Consider the following 15,894-nt stretch of genomic DNA (forward strand, 5'->3'; position numbering starts at 1 on the left):
CCTGTCCTGGTGCGCGTCGAGTCCCCGGCCCGATGGTGGCGGGCGGGCGTCGGCAGCGCGGGCTCGCACTGTGGGGAACGTCGGAGCGGAGCCGTTGCTCGGCACGGTGGACCCGGCGAGTCCGGCTCAGTCGATGGTAAGGGTGGCGATGCTGTCGATCCTGGACACGGTTCCGAGGCCGAGTGTGCAGGCGAGGACGTCGGTTGAGGGTGCGACGAGTTGGTAGACGACGGTGTCGCCGGTGAACAGGCCGGAGGTCACGGTGCCGGTGACCGTGGTGGTGAGCGCGGCGGCGGCGAGGTTGACGGTGCGGGTTCCGCTGACGACGGTGGTCGCCCCCGTGTTCCAGGTGAAGCTGATGGTCGTCGGCGCGGTGTTGAGGAGGGTCAGGCACGAGTAGGACGGGATGGTGACGCTGTGGACCGTGACGGGGGCAGAGTTGATGGTGGGCACGCTCAGGGACGTGCACGTGTTCAGATCGCGAGTGATCGTCACGGTGGTGCCGGCAGGTGTGAGGCTGAGCGGTGGCGAATACGTGGAGGAGTCGTTGCTCGGCACCGTGCACAGGACGTCTCCCACGGTCGCCTGGGCCGTCGGCGCGGCCATGATCGGTGCTGCGGCCAACGCCAGGACGCTCAACGCGCTGATGACAGAGTTCCGCCTCATTGACGAGCCTCCTTCATGAGATTGGGAGCGTCTCAAAGCCCCGGATGGCCTGCCAGTGTCCATTCGGCCATATGTTCCCGCTGCTGCTGTCCTGCTCGAGTACGTGCTCCTGCTTCGCCGGAGTGATCAGTCCCATGGGGGAGGCCCGGCATCAGCAAGGAAGAGACCAGTGTTCGGTACGTGAGACCGCCCGGGTCCGGCGGTGGCACAAGGCGCTCGGTGGCGGTGCCGGCTGGAAACGACGGGCAAGTGGCCGTGGGAGTGTCGGCTGAGGGCGGTGTTCGTCGTGTGGCCCGGCCTCGTTCGACGTTGTATCAGACACGCTGCCGGAGGGGTCCGGAAGCTCTCGGTCCTGCCTTGCTGTGCAGTGGTCGGAAGTTTCCCGGCCGCACGGACCGAAAGCGGCGTCAGCCGCCTTTCATCCATCCGTCGTCCCGCGCGGTCCAGGCGTACACGGATTGCCGGGAGGCTCCCGCCTGCCGGGCCACCGGATCGCCGCCCTTCACCGGCATGACCGCCCGATGCCGGTGCTCGGTCAGCCGGCGGCGGTCGTCGACAGCGTTCTCATCCCGCTTCTCACCCACGTTTGGCTCAACGACACGACGCTGTCAAGGATGTGCTCGGACCGTCCAACATGTCACCGGACTTCCGTGCCCGACATCTCTTGGGACTTCACACCAGCGGGGATGTCTCAAGGCCGCCGGCGGGGACGATCAAGTTGCCATGGACACGAGCGGCCTGAACGGATGATCTCGACCGGCGAACGGGTTCTCGACGGGGGCAACGGACCCGACCGGTCGGTCGAGGCGGTGCCGGACGTCCGTCAGATGCGGATCATCTTCCCGGCACCGTCCGTGGCCCGGCGCATCCCGGACCGGTCCGCCGTGTTCCTGATGTCGGCACTCACCCGCGAGGTGGTCCCGGCCCTGACCGAACCCGCCGCCGCGCGGGACTACGACCGGCCGCCCGTACCCGTCTCCGGCGGGTCCTGTCCGAAGACGCGGCGAACAACGCCCCGTTGGCCGAACCGGGCAGGGCCGTCGGGGCCGGTTCCCGCACCCCCGGCCGACTTCTGTCCAACGAACTCGGCATGAGCTTTCACGAGTGGCGCACCCGACTACGCGTCCACCGCGCACTTGTACTGCCGGCCGAGGGCCACGGCACCACCCGAACCGCCCATGCCTGCGGCTGGGCCGACCCGAGCGGCTTCATCGCGGCGGTGACGAACACCATCGGGTCGATGCCGGGGCGATACCGGGCGGGGAGGCGAACTGCGTTGCGCTGAACGAGACTTCGGCGCGTGCGTACATTTCGATGCCCGGGCCGCACCACGCTCGTGCACGTTCCGTGACAGGTCATGATGTGACCCGTCACACTGCCCCCGACCGTCGATACTCTCGGTGCGTCCCGAGTCGACGGTGCGTGCCGCGAGGGCACGATCTCGGTTGGTTACGGGCCTCCCTGAGCACGTCCGTTCGGTGATCGCTCGATCGTCAATGGAAGGAACGTGTACTGATGAAGCGTCTGTCCCGCATCGTTTGCGTCGGTGTCCTGGCCGCCGCCGCACTGTCCGTCGGTGTCGACTCGGCCATGGCCGCAAGCTCGACGACCTCGGGGGTATCCCACTACGGGGGCAAACCCCGCAGGTGCGATGCCGAGTACACCGCCGCCTACTACCACGCCATTCAGGAAGGCTGGGGCGACCTGCTGGCCCGCGAGTACGCCGACATGGTCTACGAGGGCTGCGGCTGATCGTGCGACGTGAGGGGGACGCGTCGAAGGAGGAGACCGCGCACGCGGTGGCGTCCGCAGTTGCCGGTCGGAAGCCCCGAAGCCACGGCTCGACGACTGCTCCGATGCCGCAGGGTCGTGCCCTCCGTCCTCGAACAGGCGGAGGACACGACCCGTCGACCCGGGGGCGAACCGGCATCCGGGCGACCGGGACGACCCGTCAGTCGTCGTCCTGCTTCTTCTTGCCCTTCTCGTTCTCCTTTCGCCCTTGCTCCGGGGGAGTTTCGAGGCCGCCGCACGCTTGCTCAAGTCGTGGGAGCCACTCTCCGAGCCGACGACCACCGCCGCCACCGGACGAGCCGGAGGGCAAGCGTGGTCGAGGGGGAGTCCGGCGGCCTCTTGTCCGGGGTGATCGTGGTCTCAACCGGGCGGTGAACGGGTCGCTCACACCTCCTCGGCGACCCTCGAACGCGAGAACGCCCGTCGGGCGACGTGAGGGCGTCATGGGCGGTGACAGGAATCGTGTCAGTGATGGCGAGGGCTTCGTCGCAGGCCGTGGGGGCGGGCATGTGGTGGGGAGATCCGGACAGTTGTGAACGATTCGAGGCAGATTCCCGCGAACGGATCCCGTGCGCAGGCCTGTGGTGGACACGCTGTACCCGACCTGTCCGCGGCAACGTCCGAGGACTGCTCGAATCCATGGGAGATCTCGATGGCGCTTCTCGAACAGCAAGCGAACACCACCCAGGTCGACCATCGGTTGCGCACCAGGGACGTCGACCCCACACGGTTGCACGAACTGCCCACGTTCGACCTTTCCGACCCGGCGAAGGCGGAGACGTTCGGTGTTTTTCTGCAGGCTCAGCAGGACTCGGGGCGCGAGTACGTCGTCGCCCGTTCGGAGCGCCAGTCGTTCGGCTACGCCCCGCCGATCGCGGTGGGGCCGGCCGTGCGCAACGCCACCTCCCAGACGATCACGCGGGATATCGGCGGCGAGGTCACCGTGGGGACCAGCAAGAACTTCTCCGTGTCCTCGACGGTGGAGGCGTCCCTGTTCTCGGTGATCGACGTGTCCGTCACCTCCTCCTACGGTCAGGAATGGCGGCGGGACGAGACGTTCAGTGACCGTCTGTCGGTCCCGATCCCTCCCGGGGAGACCATGTGGCTGGAGCGCGAGACGGTGATGCGGCGCATCACCGGCGGCGACTTCATCGTCATCGCCCCGTATCTGCTCCTCCCCGGTCAACCGGTTCGTAACGTGGTCTACCGCTTCGTCGGGACGGTCACCGGCCCCGGTCTCGCGGGAACACTCATGGACAGGATCACCGTCCGGTCCCAGCAGATCTCCGAGGCGCGCTTCGCCCCGATCGCCGAACTGATCACGGACGGCAAGGACAGTGGCTCGACACAGTTGAGCGTCGAGGACGGGGTCTACGTCTTCCCCCGGCACTGGCGGCCCTCCTGTAGCGGAAGCGTAAACCGCCGACACCGACCGGCAAAGCCCGCAGACGTTGTGGGCGCCGCCTTCGTGTTCGAGTTGGGCGTACCGGCGCAGGCGGGTGATGGGTGCGGTGCCGTGGGCGAGGAGCCCGGCCGCGGTGGCGTCGGCCGCTTCGGTGGCCGCGCGCATCGCATCGACGACCGCGCGGGGGAGCTTGCCGCGCGGATCCAGGAGTTGTTTGCGGGCGACCAGCTGCTCGCCGGTGCGCGGGTCGCACCCGGCGGCCAGGACCCGGGCCCGATCCCGGTCGGCGTCGGTCAGCAGCAGCGTGCCGGGCTCGATGCCGACGTCGTTGAGGCCGCCGCCGATCCACTCCAGGGGTTGTTCGGTGTCGAGGCGGTACTCGGTCTGCGCGTCCTGAGAGAGCTTCGTGACCAGTCCGCGCCGGCCCGGCGCGAGGACGACTTCGGGGCGACGGTCGGTGCTGTCGAGCGGGCTGGGGCGACCGTGCCGCGGTGGTGTCCCGCGCCCCGGTGCGCACCCTGGGAATCGATGCCTGCCGGGTCGAGTGCCCCTCGTACCGACGACCCCCGCACGTGCTTGGGCAGGATGCGGTCAGTGTCGGGGTACCGCCCAGGCTGCACCGGGTGTCTTGTCGCACCACACGCGTTGCTTCCCGTCGGGGTGGACGTCGAGGCCGAAGGTGTCGAAGGCGGGACGTCCGTGCTCGTTCCACCATCCCCACGCTGTCTCGACCTCGTCCCAGACGCGGCGGGGTCCGTGTTGGCGGACGTGGAAGGTGTCGAGTTGGTGTCCGTCGTAGTCGACGCTCGCCCACGATGTCCCGGCGTCGTCGCCGACCCACAGCCGTGATCGCACGCCGGTCTCTTCGGGTTCGTCGTTCCAGTGGGTCCACAGTCCGGGCAGCAGCAGGCCCATGACGGCCTCGTCGTGGCGGTCGCCGCCCGCGACGGCCCACGGCGACAGCGTGGTGATCGACGTGTCGGGCCGGTGGTCGGGGCGGACGACGTCGGCCACGTCGGCGACGGGGGAGCGGTGCCCGCGCATGGCCATGAACGCCCCGCCGGGACCGAACCTCCCACGCGCTCCGCCGTCTTCCCCGACATCCAGGCGCAGGGTGCCGTAAGCGGCCCAGGCGGTGGCCCACGGGGTGACGATCCGCCCGCCGGGCGCGGTCTGCTCCAGCCACGCCCCGGGGACACGGGTGACCGAACACGTGCACACGATCCGCCGGTACGGGCCGCCCGGCGCCCATCCCTGTTCGCCATCGCCGGTGACCACGCGCGGCCGCAGATCGAGCGCCTCCAGGCGCCCGCTCGCGCCCGCGGCCAGGACCGGATCCACCTCCACGGTGACCACCCGATCGCCGCCGAGCCGGTGGGCCAGGAGCCCGGCGTTCCACCCGGCACCGGTGCCGATCTCCAACACCGTGTCGCCGACCGCCGGTTCGAGCGCGAGCAGCGTCGCGGCGACGATCGAGGGCTGCGACACCGACGACGACGGCCACGGCGTCTGCCCCGCCTCCCACGGCATCCCGTCGCGCACCTGCACGACCACCGGGACGTCCGCGTAGGCCGCGTCCCACCACCGCGCCGGATCGTCGGCGCGGACCACGCGTTCGTGCCCCTCACCACCGGCTCTGCGCAACCAGATGACATCGGGAAGGAACGCATGCCGCGGCACACCGATGAATGCCTCGCGCCAGGGCTCGGGCAGTGCCCCGACGACGTTCTCGACGCGCCGGAGCAGGCCCAGCGGGGCCTGCTCCGTGTCCGCGGCCGCGATGTGGGTGCCGGCGGCCATCTCGCTCACTTCTTGGTGGGGGTGCCGGGGTTCGGTGGCTTGTCCGGCGGGATCGGTGGTGGGATCGGCCTGCCGGGATGGTTCCCGTCGTCGGTGCTGGGATCGCGATGCTCGCCCATGCGCGTCTCCTCCCCGTTGCTGATCGACGACCCGTTCCACGGGCCGTCACGGTCCGTGCGGAGACGGATACGCGTCCAAGGTACGGCGGAGGCGACCCCCAAGGGAATCCTCAATCGAGAGCATGGGCCCCTACGAGCGGCGGTGGTGCCGAACCGGCATCGCGGGCGCGGCGTTCCTGTGGTGTGGCGGAGCGTTTCGGTGGTCGGGCGGGGTGATGGCTTGTCTGGGGCTTCGTGGGTTGATTGAGAACCCATCGGGTGGGTTGGCGACCCCGGGGTGTGGTGGCGGGGATTTCGCGGGGCGGTCCGGTGGCGGCGGCCTGGCTTTTCGGAGTTTCGTGAGAACGATCCGGGTATCTCGGTGATGTATTGATGTGCCGTGAGGCAGCCGCGGGTTTTCCGGAGGTTTCGGGGTGTCGGTGTGGGTGGCCCGAGGTGGGTGTCGATCCTGTCCGGGACCGGATTGTTGCGGTCAGGCCGGGTTGTGGTGGCGAAGCCGGACGGGACGACCGGCCGCAGCGGTTACGCGGTTGTCCGAGGGGCGCGGGGCCGATGCGTGCTTCCCTCGATGTACCGACCCGTAGGACCGGGGATTCCCTCAGGCCTCGGCCTCGGGTGATGCGGTGGGGAGCAGCCGTTCGGCGAGCGACGCGCTCGTCTGCGATGCCGTGTCGACGTCGATGGTGCCGCTCGCCCGGCCGGGCACGTTGGTGCCCGTTGCTCGCCAGCGCACGGGTAGTGATCGTGGAGCGGGTGCCCGCGTGGTGATGGTCACCGGCTCGAGGTCGACGGTGTCGAAGGCCCGCACGGACACGGGGGAGAAGACGATCTCGACATCGCCGTCGTGCTCGTCGATCTCGGGGGCACGCGGATCGGGGAAGCGGTATGCCAAGGCGCCGAGGTCGCGCGGCGACCACGTCGCGCCTTCTCGCGTCATCCATTCCGGGACCGGCGACGGCAACAGATTCCTGCGCCGCGGGCCGTAGGCGCGCGGCAGGTCGGGAAACGCCGCGACCGGAGGCGCATCGGCGGGGAGGGCGACCACGGTCCCCTCCTTCGCGACGGTGACCACGACCTGGACACCCTCGACGTAGTGCTTGCTCGTGTTCACCAGCCGAAACCGCAACGTCGGCCCGGAGGCGAGCAGCCCGCAGGCCTCGCGCACGAACTTCTCCCGGCAGTCGGCGAGGTGGGCCTTGACCTCGGCACGGTATTCCGTGGGTGACCGCGGATCGGGGTCCGTCGTGGTGAACGCCAAGGACGCGTACGTCCGGCGCACGCGCTCGCCGATGCCGCGCAACTCGGCGACGTACCGGAGCTCCTCGGCCGTCAAGGTCTCCCCGGCGCGTTCCCGGGCGTCCGACTCCGTCCCCTCCTCGAGAGTCCTCGCGCCTTCGCCCGACTCGGCAACCACCGTGTCCACCTCGGGGAGCGTCGATGCGTCGAACCCCTCACTGTGCCGGGCCCGCCGCCCCTCCCAGGTTTCCAGGGAGGCCGGCGCCTCGCGTCCGCGTCGTTCGAGCCACGTTCGCAGGTAGTCCTCCCCCAGGTCGAACACGGGCACCTCGCCGACGACTTCGAGGCAGACGACGTCGTCGATCTCTGGGCCGCTCTCGCGTGTCAACAGCCGCCGGATCAACGCGATGTCCTCGGACGTCAACTGCTGCCCCTCCTGGGCGTTCTGGGCCTGCTTCCACTCCTCCAGCTCCTCGACGGGATAGGCCGACTCGTGACCGTCGACAACGGGATGGTGCACCCCACACAGCAGGAGCAGGTTCTCGAAACCGTTGACGTCGCCCTCGTAGAGGGGATCATGGCGGGGCCCGCCCGGCTTCTCCGAACGAATGTGCGCGATCTGTACGACCGGTGTCGGACAACCGCGCTCCCACAGAATCAGGGAGTGCCCGCAGCCGGGGTACGCGCAAGACCGCGCGCCGCCCACCGCCGCCGCCCGCCGCGCCGCCGCTGCGCCGGTTTCGGGTGTGATGCCGAGTTCTCGGAGTTGTTCGAGTTGTCCGGGGCGGAGCTTCGCCTGCGCGGCGGTCGTGGCGTGCCGCTGCGCCCATCGGCCGATGTCTTCGCCGTCCGCGATGTGTCCGGGGGCGAGTTTGTCGAGGGCCCCGCCGCAGCTCTGCTGGGTCAGGCTTTCTTGGGGGAGGCCGTGGCCGAGGGGCAGACACTGCCGTATCGAACGGCAAGTGAGGTCACGACAGTTGAGGAAAGAAGCGGGTACCGGCCTGCGCGCTCCGCCCCCTTGCATGTCCTGCGGACCGGCACCTTGAGGTCGTTCCTGGTTCAGGGAAGCAGCAGGAGTTTGCCGGTGGTTGCGCGGGACTCGATGTCGCGGTGGGCCTGGGCTGCGGCGTCGAGTGGGTAGCGGTGGCCGATTCCAGGGTCGAGGTTCTTGTTCCGCACCAGGTCGAAGAGGTCGGCGCTGTGACGCAGGAGTGCCTCGCGGGTGGGGATGTGGTCCCGGAAGACCGGATAGGAGATCTTGATGCTGCGGGGCAGCTCCCGCAGGTTGACCACAGGGGCCGCGCCCAGGACGGCCCCGTAGTACAGCAGCAGTCCGTGCCTGCGAAGCACGCTCATGGACGCGCGGAAGGTGGTTTCGCCGCCGCCGTCGAAGACGACATGGACACCCTCGCCGCCGGTGAGGTCCAGCACCGGTTCCACGAACGCGGCGCCGGTGGACAGTACGACGTGGTCGGCGCCGGCCTGGCGGGCGGTGTCGGCCTTCTGCGCGCCGGACACGATGCCGATGACGGTGCCGCCGCGGGATTTGATGAGCTGGGTCAGTTTCTGCCCGAGGCCGCCGGCCGCGGCGTGCACCACGGCGGTCTGGCCGGGCTGGATGTCGGCGGCCTCGGTGACGAAGTGGTGAGCGGTGATGCCCTGCATCATCAGGCTCGCGGCCACGTCGTCGGGGATGTCGTCGGGCACCGGCACGGCGTCGGCCGCGAGCAGCACGATCTGCTCGGCGTAGGAACCGTAGGCGTACGCCCAGGCGACCCGGTCGCCGACGGCGAACTCGGTCACGTCGGAGCCCAGCGCGCTGACGCGACCGGCGCCCTCCACCCCGGGCACGAAGGGGAGTTCACCGGTGGCCGCGCCGAGCCGGCGGGCCCCGGTGTCCATGAAGTTCACTCCGGCCGCGGTGATGTCCACGCGGATTTCGCCCGGTCCTGGTTCGGGGGTGGGGAGGTCGGAGAAGTGCAACTGCTCGGGTCCGCCGAGTTTTTCCACAACGATGGCGCGCATGTCAGGCACCCTTCCTCTTTCGGATGCCGCCTACTGTCCCTCGCATAAAATGGACCGGCAAGTCCAATTCTGGAGCCTGGGAGGCACCCGTGACCATCGGCGCAGACGGAGCGGAGCGATTGACCCGCAAGGGCAGGGAGACCCGGCGGCGCATCGTCGAGGGCGCGGCCGAGGAGATCCGCGAGCGAGGTGCCGCCGCCACGACCCTCGACGACATCCGCGCCCGCACCGCGACCAGCAAGAGCCAGATCTTCCACTACTTCCCCGGCGGGAAGGAGGAGCTGCTCCTCGCGGTGGCCGCCCGCGAGGCCGACCGCGTCCTGGAGGACCAGGAGCCCCACCTCTCCGACCTGCGCACATGGTCGGCCTGGCAGGACTGGCGCGACGCGGTGCTGCGGCGCTACGAGCGGCAGGGCGTCAACTGCCCGCTGGGAGTGCTGATCACCGAACTGGGCCGCACCACCCCGGCCGCGCGGCAACTTACGGGCCAGTTGATCAGTACCTGGCAGACGGCCCTGCGTGAGGGCGTCCTGGCCATGCAGGAGGCCGGAGAGATCGACCGCCGGCTGGACGCCGACCGGACGTCGGCCGCACTCGTCGCCGCGGTGCAGGGCGGGGTGACCATCCTGATGGCCACCGGCGGCATCGCCCACCTCGAAGCGGCTCTCGACACGACGCTGTCGCTGCTGCGGGCCGATGCTCCGGATCGGCAGGGACCCGACACGTGAGGGGTCTCTCATCCCTATACACACTTTTTTGTCAGTACTTCCAGTGACAAGTCATGCCGTCGTACGGTGCGGCCATGACGACCAACGCAACGCGGCAGAACGCCGGACACTCTCTTGAGCAGCGCCTTCAGTACCTGGAGGACCGCATCGAGATCCAGGACCTGATGGTGCGCTACGGCCTCGGTCAGGACCTGCACCACGACGGCGACAACGACGTCCTGGAGCAGTGGGACTCGGTGTTCGCACCCGAGGCTCGCGTCGACTACTCGGTGGCCGGCGGCGCGCGGCTGAAGGACATCCCCTACAGGGACCTCGTCGAGGTGATGCGCGCACCCGACGGATCGATGAGCGGGCTGCTCAAGTGGCAGCATTTCCAGGGGTTTTCCACTGTCGACATCGATGGCGACCGCGCGGTCGCCCGTACCCAGCACCTGCACACGCACAAGGGCGACACCGACGGGCAGGGCTGGAATCTCATCCAGACGGGCTTCTTCGTCGACCGGCTGGAGCGGCGTTCGGAGGGATGGCGCATCGTCCACCGCACCTTGGAGATCATCTGGATGGACACCTTCGCCACGGTGTGACGGGGCGCGTCAGGCCGCCTCCCCAGCCCCGGAGGCGGCGCTGCACGACCGTTCCGCCCAGTCGTGCAGGGCGTAAAATGCTGTTGCCAACTCCGTGCTGGCCGGGGTCAGTTCGTACTCCACATGGGGCGGCATCTCGTCGTAGACGATGCGGCGCACGACGCCGTCGCTCTCCAGCGCGCGCAGTTGCCGGACGAGCATCTTCTGCGTCACCTGCGGGATGGCCCGTTCGAGGTCGGAGAAGCGGCGCGGCCGGCGGACCAGCAGGTGATGGATGATCAGCAGTTTCCATCGGCCGCGCAGAATCCTCAGGGCGTGCTCGACCCGGCTGATGGAGCACGCCGAGGCCGGCCAATCGGCGATGTGGGAGTCAGGGGGCATGGTGCTGGGAACCGTTCTCGGCAGAAGATTCGTGTGAGGAGTGGCGAGTTGTGAGGGCGGGCACCAGCCGCCGGTTGGCCTCGTGGGGCGCCATGCCCCAGTCCCACTCGGTCTTGTGCGGGCGCAGGGAGACGACACCGTGCCAGGCCGACCACAGCAGGAGCGCCGCAGCGAACGGGGTCTGCGGATCGACACGGTGGGCGAGTTCCACGATGCGCCGCTGCAGGCGCGGGCCGTGATCGGCGCGGGTCGCCGGGAGTTGGTCATCGCTCTCGAACAGCAGTTGGTAGGCGCCTGGGTGCTCCAGCGCCCAGGCGATGTATGCGCCCCCGCGACGATGAGCCGGTCGGCGCCGTCGGGCGCACCGTCCAGTGCCGCTTCGACCGCGCTGATCAAGGACGTGTACTCGGCGTCGAGTACGGCGGAGCGCAGGCCTGTCTCCGAGGGGAAGTGCCAGTAGACCGCGGACGGGGCGACGTGGCAGGCCCGCGCGATCGAGCGCAGGGACGGCACGGCGACGGGTTGCGGCTGCGCCAGCATCTCCACCGCGGCGGCGACGCGCTCGCCGCGCAGGTCGCGTCGGTCTGTGGCGTTGGCTGCTTCTCTGGATCTGCTCACCACTCCATTGGCGTGGAGGAGCCCATCGACGCCATCGTGCGGATCGGCTTCGACTCGCAGTCCGCGATGCGCGGGGCGCTCGCGACACCGGAGTACCAGCGGGCGCACGAGCTGCGCGGGGCCTATATGCGGGAGGCGTCCACCGGTATCCATTCGGCGGTCCCGGATCGGCAGGTGCAGCTGGTCCAGCCGGGACGCGTCCCGGCTACGCGGCGCCGGTGATCAGGTCCTGCGACAGGTCCCACAGGCGCCGCGCGCCCGCTGGGTCGACGGCGTAGCGGGCCACGCCGTGCAGGGTGCCGGAGCGGCGGTCGACGATCTCGGTCTCGTTGCAGTCGACGAAGTAGCGGCCGCCTACGCCTTCGAGCAGAGGCGAGGTGGCCAGGAGCGCGGACGTGGCGGCGCCCTGTTCGACGGTCTTGATCAGCTCGGCGGGCACGCGGCCGCTGCCCCGGCCGCCGGTGTGCCGCTGCAGGTTCGTGTAGATGGCGCCCGGCATCAGGGCGTTGGCGGTGATGTTGTCGTCGGCCCAGCGGCGGGTCGCCTCGACCGCGAACAGGACGTTGGCCGTCTTGGACTGACCGTAGGCGAGCCACGGGTCGTATGGGCGGAAGGCGAAGTCGATGTCGTCCCACACGACCGGCGACTGCTGGTGGCCGGTGGAACTCACCACGACGATGCGGGCGTTGCCGTCGGCGGCCAGCGCTCCGTGCAATCCGGTGGCCAGGGCGAAGTGGCCGAGGTGGTTGGTGGCGAACTGCCATTCCCGGCCCTGCTCGGTGTATTGCTCGGGGCAGGCCATGACGCCCGCGTTGTTCACCAGGACGTGCAGCGGGCCCTGCCAGGCGGCGGTGAAGGCCGTGATGGACGCGGGGTCGGTCAGGTCCAGGCGCGCGGCCCGTACGTCCTGGTTGCCGGTCGATCCGGTGATGTCCTCGGCGACGCGTTCGCCCGCCGCCACGTCCCGCACGGCGAGGGTGACGGCCGCACCCGTGGCCGCCAGGGCGCGGGCAGTCTCCGCCCCGATGCCGGAGGAGGCACCGGTGACGACCGCGCGGCGGCCGAAGAGATCGATTCCTGACACGACCTCGCCTGCGGTGCTGGCGAAACCGAACGGAGTGGTGAGGGCACTCATGAGGGGACTCCTTGCTGAAAGGCCGGATGTTGAAGCGGCGACGGGTGCCGCAGACGCGCGGCGGCCGGTCGGTGAGGTCGGGTGCGCTCAGGGGACGAGCATCGCGTCCTGCTCGACCGGAGGCGTGCCGTCGTGCCAGGGCAGGACCTGGCCGAAGCGCACCAGTTCGCCGTAGAGCGTGGGGTCGACGTGCTCGGCGAAGACCAGATCGAGGACGGCCTCGGCGGCCCGGGCGGGCGACTGCGCCTGGCCGTAGTCGCTGAACCACGGGCGTGACGTCGCCGTGTCGACCATGCCGGGGCAGACGGCGGCGACGAGCGTGTCATCGGCCAGGTCACGGGCGCGGCGTTCGGCGGCGACGGCGCGCACGGCGGCGACCTGGGCCACCTTCGAGGGCACGTTCAGCCATAGCGGCCAGCCGGCCTCCTGCGCGGTCTTGTTGTGGATGGCGCTGCGCCACGACTCCACGGCGTACTCGACCTGGTCCAGGCTCGCGTCGTCGAACAGGTGGTGCAGCCGACCGTCGAGGTGGCCGAGCGTCCCCAGGCTGCTGGCCACGACGAGCATGCGCCCACCGGGACGCAGCACCGGTCCGAAGGAGCGCAGCATCGCGTGCGTGGCGGTGTTGGAGACGTCGATGAACTCATCGGCCCGCTCCGACTGCGACTCCCCGGGGAGCAGCCGGGCGACCGCATTCGAGATGACGACGTCCACCCGTCCGTGGCGAACCCGCAGGTCCTCGGCGAGAGAGGCGATGGCGTCGGAGTCCGTGACGTCCAGGACCCGGCCCTCGACCCGGGCACGGGCGGCGGACAACCGGCCCACTTCCCGGGCGGCGTCCGCCACACGCTGTTGACTGCGACCGGTGAGCAGGACCAGGTCCCGCGGATCCATGCGGGCCGCCAGCCCCTCGGCGAAGGCCCGGCCGAGCCCCTGGTTGGCGCCCGTGACGAGGGCGATGCGTGAAGTGGTCATGCGTCCACGCTAGGAACCCGTCATCCATGAGTCCAACGAAAGTTTGGAACAGCTAGCATGCGTAAACATCATGGACTTCACTGATGTGTCACTGACTGCGTTGCGCGTCCTGCGGGCCGTGGCCGAACAGGGAACCTTCACCGCTGCCGCGGCATCGCTCGGTTACACCCAGTCCGCGGTCTCCCGGCAGATCGCCGCCATCGAGCGCGCGGCAGGCGCCGAGCTGCTGGAACGGCGGCGCGACGGGGCTCGGCTCACGCCCGCCGGCCGCGTCGTCATGCGCCGCGCGACGGTCGTGCTCGACGAGATCGCCGCGGCCGCCAGGGAACTGTCGGGCCTGCCGGAGCAGACCGGAACGGTGCGTCTGGGCTGGGTGCCCAGCGCCGGTGCCGTGCTGGTGCCCCGAGCCCTTGCCGCACTGCGTGAGAGCGACCCCGGGCTCGAAGTCGTCGGCCGCGAGGGCGGCACCCCGGCACTGGTGCGCGCCCTGCGGGCGGGCAGCCTGGATCTGGCCCTGCTCGCCTCGGCGCCACCGTTCCGCGCGCCGGACACCGAGTCGCCCCCACTGGCCCTGCAGACACTCACCGAACGCCCCCTGTGTCTCGCGGTGCCCGCCACGCACCCCCTCGCCCGCGGCACATACGTGGACGTGACCGATCTGCGGGGGCAGCGCTGGATCGCCGGGTCCTCATCAGGGGAGGACCGCTTGATGGGCGTGTGGCCCGGCCTGGACGAGCGCCCGGAGATCGTCCACACCGCCCGCGACTGGCTGGCCAAACTCCACCTCGTCGCCGCAGGGTGCGGACTGACCACCCTCCCCGCCTCGCTCGTCTCCGCCGCGCCTCCAGGAGTGCGGGTCCTCCCCGTCCGGGGCGGCCCGCAAGAACAGCGGCGCCTGCTCCTGGCCCGCCTGCCCGCCCCGCCGGCCCAGGCCGTGACGCGTGTGGCCGCTGTCCTCCGCGCGACCGTGCTCGACGTCAACGTGCCCCATCCCTCCGCATGAGCGCGGTGTCGCGCCGCCCCGGACCCGCACCTGCTCATGGCGTCTCGATCAGCTCCAGCAGATTCCCCTCCGAGTCGGCGACGTACGCGTAGCGCATGCCTTCACTGGCGCCGGGCGCAGGGTGCGACACCGCAGCGGCGCCGCAGTGCTGCGTCAGGCGGGCGAACGCGCCGTCGAGATCGGGGACTTGAAGAGCCAGGTGGGTGAAGGTCTGCACGGCGGTGGCGGCGAAAGCGTCGGTGTGCGAGACGGGACGCGAGCCGGACCGCTCGACGAACTCCACCCGCAGGCCCGCCGTATCACTCAGAACGACGGTACGGACTCCCACCTCGGGCATCTCCAGGCGCTCTTCCACCTGCGTGAGTCCGAACGCGTCGGCGTACCAGGCTTCCTGCACGGCAAGGTCCGCGACCGAGAGGCTGATGTGGTGAAAACGGGCAACGGACACGGCTTCACCCTGGCCGAAGCGAGCCGCCGGGCCGGAGTGAGCGTCGCGGCGCCGTACAAGCACTTCACCGACCGGGACGCGCTGCTGGCGGAACTCGCCACACAGGGCTACCGCGAGCAGCGGAATCGCTTCGCCGCGGCCGTGAACGGTATCGAGGACCCCGCTGAACAACTGGCGTCTTTCGCGGCGGCGTACGTCAGATTCGCCGCCGAGGAACCTGCTCTGTTCGATGTGTCCTTCAATGCGGGACTCGACAAGTCCAGGTTCGCCGAACTGGCCACGGCGGGCGACGAGGTGGCCCGCCTCCTGCTGCCGGTGGCCCGACGGCTCGCCTCCAACCCGGACGCTGCGTTCGACTTGCTGCTCAGGATCGCCGCTGCCGCGCACGGCCTGGCGGTTTTCCTGCGGTTGGGCTTGTTCGGTGTGGGAGACGCGGTCCTCTCGGACACCGAGGAGAAGGCCGCCCGCACGGCGCGGGCAATCACGCGACAGGACGCCGGCTCATGATCACCTGAGTGGTGAACCCTGGCGCGCAGCCCCAGGCCCGAGAAGGGCCACGTTCGTGAGACTGATCCGCTGGGACGCGGAGTAGGACACAACCTGAAGCCGCAGGTCACAGCATCGCCAAGAGACACGGCCGTTGAGATCCCACACGCATACGTAAGGTCTCGCGGTTCGTGGCGGGGTCTCGTGGATCTTGGCGGTTCGCGAGAACTCGTCGGTTCGCGAGCCACATCGGCCGGCGTGGCCAACGAGCTGCCGACGGCATACGTGGGCCCGGCGAACCATGGTGGACGCTGATGTCCGCGGCTCCGCATGCCTCACCAACCCCGAAACCGGCCGTGTCGAGTTTCCGTATGAACCGCCGCTGTTCCGGATCCGGAGGATTCGGACTCGCCGCAGCGAGCGAACGCAGCCCCCAACTCCAGCCTGGTCCACGGGGCATCGGATCATGCCGTCTCGGGCAGACTGCGCGACCG

Annotated in this window: 18 protein-coding genes and 1 pseudogene; 7 read left to right on the forward strand and 12 right to left on the reverse strand. The window is 69.9% G+C overall.

Annotation, left to right across the window (positions count from 1 at the left end):
- Window positions 1-126: 126 nt before the first annotated feature.
- A complete protein-coding gene (locus tag ACH4XV_RS38845; RefSeq protein ID WP_395797665.1) occupies window positions 127-666 on the reverse strand; it encodes a hypothetical protein in 540 nt (179 codons plus the stop codon).
- A gap of 407 nt (window positions 667-1,073) precedes the next feature.
- Window positions 1,074-1,250 (reverse strand): hypothetical protein, encoded by a 177-nt coding sequence (locus ACH4XV_RS38850; RefSeq protein ID WP_395797667.1) that lies wholly within the window; start codon window positions 1,248-1,250, stop codon window positions 1,074-1,076.
- Window positions 1,251-1,756: 506 nt separating this feature from the next.
- On the opposite strand from ACH4XV_RS38850, the gene ACH4XV_RS38855 reads away from it, so the two are divergent.
- The gene (locus ACH4XV_RS38855; protein ID WP_395797669.1) at window positions 1,757-1,951 is read left to right on the forward strand and encodes a helix-turn-helix domain-containing protein; all 195 of its coding nucleotides are present in this window, start codon (window positions 1,757-1,759) and stop codon (window positions 1,949-1,951) included.
- A gap of 230 nt (window positions 1,952-2,181) precedes the next feature.
- The gene (locus ACH4XV_RS38860) at window positions 2,182-2,418 is read left to right on the forward strand and encodes a hypothetical protein (protein ID WP_395797671.1); all 237 of its coding nucleotides are present in this window, start codon (window positions 2,182-2,184) and stop codon (window positions 2,416-2,418) included.
- Between the two features lie 897 nt (window positions 2,419-3,315).
- Here the strand turns inward: ACH4XV_RS38860 and ACH4XV_RS38865 are convergent.
- The 4 genes from ACH4XV_RS38865 to ACH4XV_RS38880 all read right to left on the reverse strand — a co-directional run bounded on the left by ACH4XV_RS38865 (window position 3,316) and on the right by ACH4XV_RS38880 (window position 9,042).
- A complete protein-coding gene (locus ACH4XV_RS38865) occupies window positions 3,316-3,477 on the reverse strand; it encodes a hypothetical protein (RefSeq protein ID WP_395797673.1) in 162 nt (53 codons plus the stop codon).
- 976 nt (window positions 3,478-4,453) lie between these two features.
- Window positions 4,454-5,662: a methyltransferase gene (locus ACH4XV_RS38870; protein WP_395797675.1), complete on the reverse strand. Its 1,209-nt coding sequence runs from the start codon at window positions 5,660-5,662 to the stop codon at window positions 4,454-4,456.
- 717 nt (window positions 5,663-6,379) lie between these two features.
- Window positions 6,380-8,041 (reverse strand): hypothetical protein, encoded by a 1,662-nt coding sequence (locus tag ACH4XV_RS38875; RefSeq protein WP_395797677.1) that lies wholly within the window; start codon window positions 8,039-8,041, stop codon window positions 6,380-6,382.
- A 35-nt stretch (window positions 8,042-8,076) separates the two neighbouring features.
- A complete protein-coding gene (locus ACH4XV_RS38880) occupies window positions 8,077-9,042 on the reverse strand; it encodes a quinone oxidoreductase family protein (protein WP_395797678.1) in 966 nt (321 codons plus the stop codon).
- An 89-nt stretch (window positions 9,043-9,131) separates the two neighbouring features.
- On the opposite strand from ACH4XV_RS38880, the gene ACH4XV_RS38885 reads away from it, so the two are divergent.
- Window positions 9,132-9,770 carry a TetR/AcrR family transcriptional regulator gene (locus ACH4XV_RS38885; RefSeq protein WP_395797680.1) on the forward strand — a complete coding sequence of 213 codons (639 nt, stop codon included), beginning with the start codon at window positions 9,132-9,134 and terminating at the stop codon, window positions 9,768-9,770.
- A gap of 74 nt (window positions 9,771-9,844) precedes the next feature.
- Window positions 9,845-10,354 (forward strand): nuclear transport factor 2 family protein, encoded by a 510-nt coding sequence (locus ACH4XV_RS38890; RefSeq protein WP_395797682.1) that lies wholly within the window; start codon window positions 9,845-9,847, stop codon window positions 10,352-10,354.
- A gap of 9 nt (window positions 10,355-10,363) precedes the next feature.
- Here the strand turns inward: ACH4XV_RS38890 and ACH4XV_RS38895 are convergent, their stop codons facing one another.
- The 3 genes and pseudogenes from ACH4XV_RS38895 to ACH4XV_RS38905 form a co-directional block, all read right to left on the reverse strand.
- The gene (locus ACH4XV_RS38895; protein ID WP_395797810.1) at window positions 10,364-10,735 is read right to left on the reverse strand and encodes a winged helix-turn-helix transcriptional regulator; all 372 of its coding nucleotides are present in this window, start codon (window positions 10,733-10,735) and stop codon (window positions 10,364-10,366) included.
- Entirely contained in the window at window positions 10,725-11,219 is a 495-nt protein-coding gene (locus ACH4XV_RS38900) for a TetR-like C-terminal domain-containing protein (protein ID WP_395797812.1), read from the reverse strand. Before ACH4XV_RS38900 ends, ACH4XV_RS38895 begins: the two co-directional genes overlap by 11 nt.
- Window positions 11,204-11,275, reverse strand: a pseudogene (locus ACH4XV_RS38905) (hypothetical protein); the annotation flags it as partial. The pseudogene ACH4XV_RS38905 and the gene ACH4XV_RS38900, both read right to left, overlap by 16 nt.
- A gap of 90 nt (window positions 11,276-11,365) precedes the next feature.
- Between ACH4XV_RS38905 and ACH4XV_RS38910 the strand changes: the two are divergent.
- Window positions 11,366-11,575, forward strand: a complete 210-nt coding sequence (locus ACH4XV_RS38910; protein ID WP_395797684.1) for a hypothetical protein — start codon at window positions 11,366-11,368, stop codon at window positions 11,573-11,575.
- Here ACH4XV_RS38910 and ACH4XV_RS38915 read toward each other — a convergent pair.
- Together ACH4XV_RS38915 and ACH4XV_RS38920 are read right to left on the reverse strand one after the other, a co-directional pair.
- Entirely contained in the window at window positions 11,559-12,488 is a 930-nt protein-coding gene (locus tag ACH4XV_RS38915) for an SDR family NAD(P)-dependent oxidoreductase (RefSeq protein ID WP_395797686.1), read from the reverse strand. The genes ACH4XV_RS38910 and ACH4XV_RS38915 overlap by 17 nt on opposite strands.
- 87 nt (window positions 12,489-12,575) lie before the next feature.
- The gene (locus ACH4XV_RS38920) at window positions 12,576-13,463 is read right to left on the reverse strand and encodes an SDR family NAD(P)-dependent oxidoreductase (protein ID WP_395797688.1); all 888 of its coding nucleotides are present in this window, start codon (window positions 13,461-13,463) and stop codon (window positions 12,576-12,578) included.
- Between the two features lie 70 nt (window positions 13,464-13,533).
- Here ACH4XV_RS38920 and ACH4XV_RS38925 point away from each other — a divergent pair, with 70 nt between their 5' ends.
- On the forward strand, window positions 13,534-14,466 hold the full coding sequence (locus ACH4XV_RS38925) for a LysR family transcriptional regulator (protein ID WP_395797690.1): 933 nt from the start codon (window positions 13,534-13,536) through the stop codon (window positions 14,464-14,466).
- 34 nt (window positions 14,467-14,500) lie between these two features.
- Here ACH4XV_RS38925 and ACH4XV_RS38930 read toward each other — a convergent pair whose 3' ends face one another.
- Window positions 14,501-14,914, reverse strand: a complete 414-nt coding sequence (locus tag ACH4XV_RS38930; RefSeq protein ID WP_395797692.1) for a VOC family protein — start codon at window positions 14,912-14,914, stop codon at window positions 14,501-14,503.
- A 36-nt stretch (window positions 14,915-14,950) separates the two neighbouring features.
- On the opposite strand from ACH4XV_RS38930, the gene ACH4XV_RS38935 reads away from it, so the two are divergent.
- Window positions 14,951-15,421, forward strand: coding sequence for a TetR/AcrR family transcriptional regulator (locus ACH4XV_RS38935; RefSeq protein ID WP_395797694.1), 471 nt, complete (start codon window positions 14,951-14,953; stop codon window positions 15,419-15,421).
- Window positions 15,422-15,894 lie beyond the last annotated feature (473 nt).

The sequence above is a fragment of the Embleya sp. NPDC020630 genome (genome assembly GCF_044334985.1).
Taxonomy (GTDB): Bacteria; Actinomycetota; Actinomycetes; order Streptomycetales; family Streptomycetaceae; genus Embleya.

Excerpts from the sequence above, each read along its gene's own strand:
- ACH4XV_RS38845 (WP_395797665.1), bottom strand. The coding sequence starts at position 666 with ATGAGGCGGAACTCTGTCATCAGCGCGTTGAGCGTCCTGGCGTTGGCC.
- ACH4XV_RS38855 (WP_395797669.1), top strand. The coding sequence starts at position 1,757 with ATGAGCTTTCACGAGTGGCGCACCCGACTACGCGTCCACCGCGCACTT.
- ACH4XV_RS38860 (WP_395797671.1), top strand. The coding sequence starts at position 2,182 with ATGAAGCGTCTGTCCCGCATCGTTTGCGTCGGTGTCCTGGCCGCCGCC.
- ACH4XV_RS38870 (WP_395797675.1), bottom strand. The coding sequence starts at position 5,662 with ATGGCCGCCGGCACCCACATCGCGGCCGCGGACACGGAGCAGGCCCCG.
- ACH4XV_RS38875 (WP_395797677.1), bottom strand. The coding sequence starts at position 8,041 with ATGCAAGGGGGCGGAGCGCGCAGGCCGGTACCCGCTTCTTTCCTCAAC.
- ACH4XV_RS38880 (WP_395797678.1), bottom strand. The coding sequence starts at position 9,042 with ATGCGCGCCATCGTTGTGGAAAAACTCGGCGGACCCGAGCAGTTGCAC.
- ACH4XV_RS38890 (WP_395797682.1), top strand. The coding sequence starts at position 9,845 with ATGACGACCAACGCAACGCGGCAGAACGCCGGACACTCTCTTGAGCAG.
- ACH4XV_RS38895 (WP_395797810.1), bottom strand. The coding sequence starts at position 10,735 with ATGCCCCCTGACTCCCACATCGCCGATTGGCCGGCCTCGGCGTGCTCC.
- ACH4XV_RS38915 (WP_395797686.1), bottom strand. The coding sequence starts at position 12,488 with ATGAGTGCCCTCACCACTCCGTTCGGTTTCGCCAGCACCGCAGGCGAG.
- ACH4XV_RS38920 (WP_395797688.1), bottom strand. The coding sequence starts at position 13,463 with ATGACCACTTCACGCATCGCCCTCGTCACGGGCGCCAACCAGGGGCTC.
- ACH4XV_RS38925 (WP_395797690.1), top strand. The coding sequence starts at position 13,534 with ATGGACTTCACTGATGTGTCACTGACTGCGTTGCGCGTCCTGCGGGCC.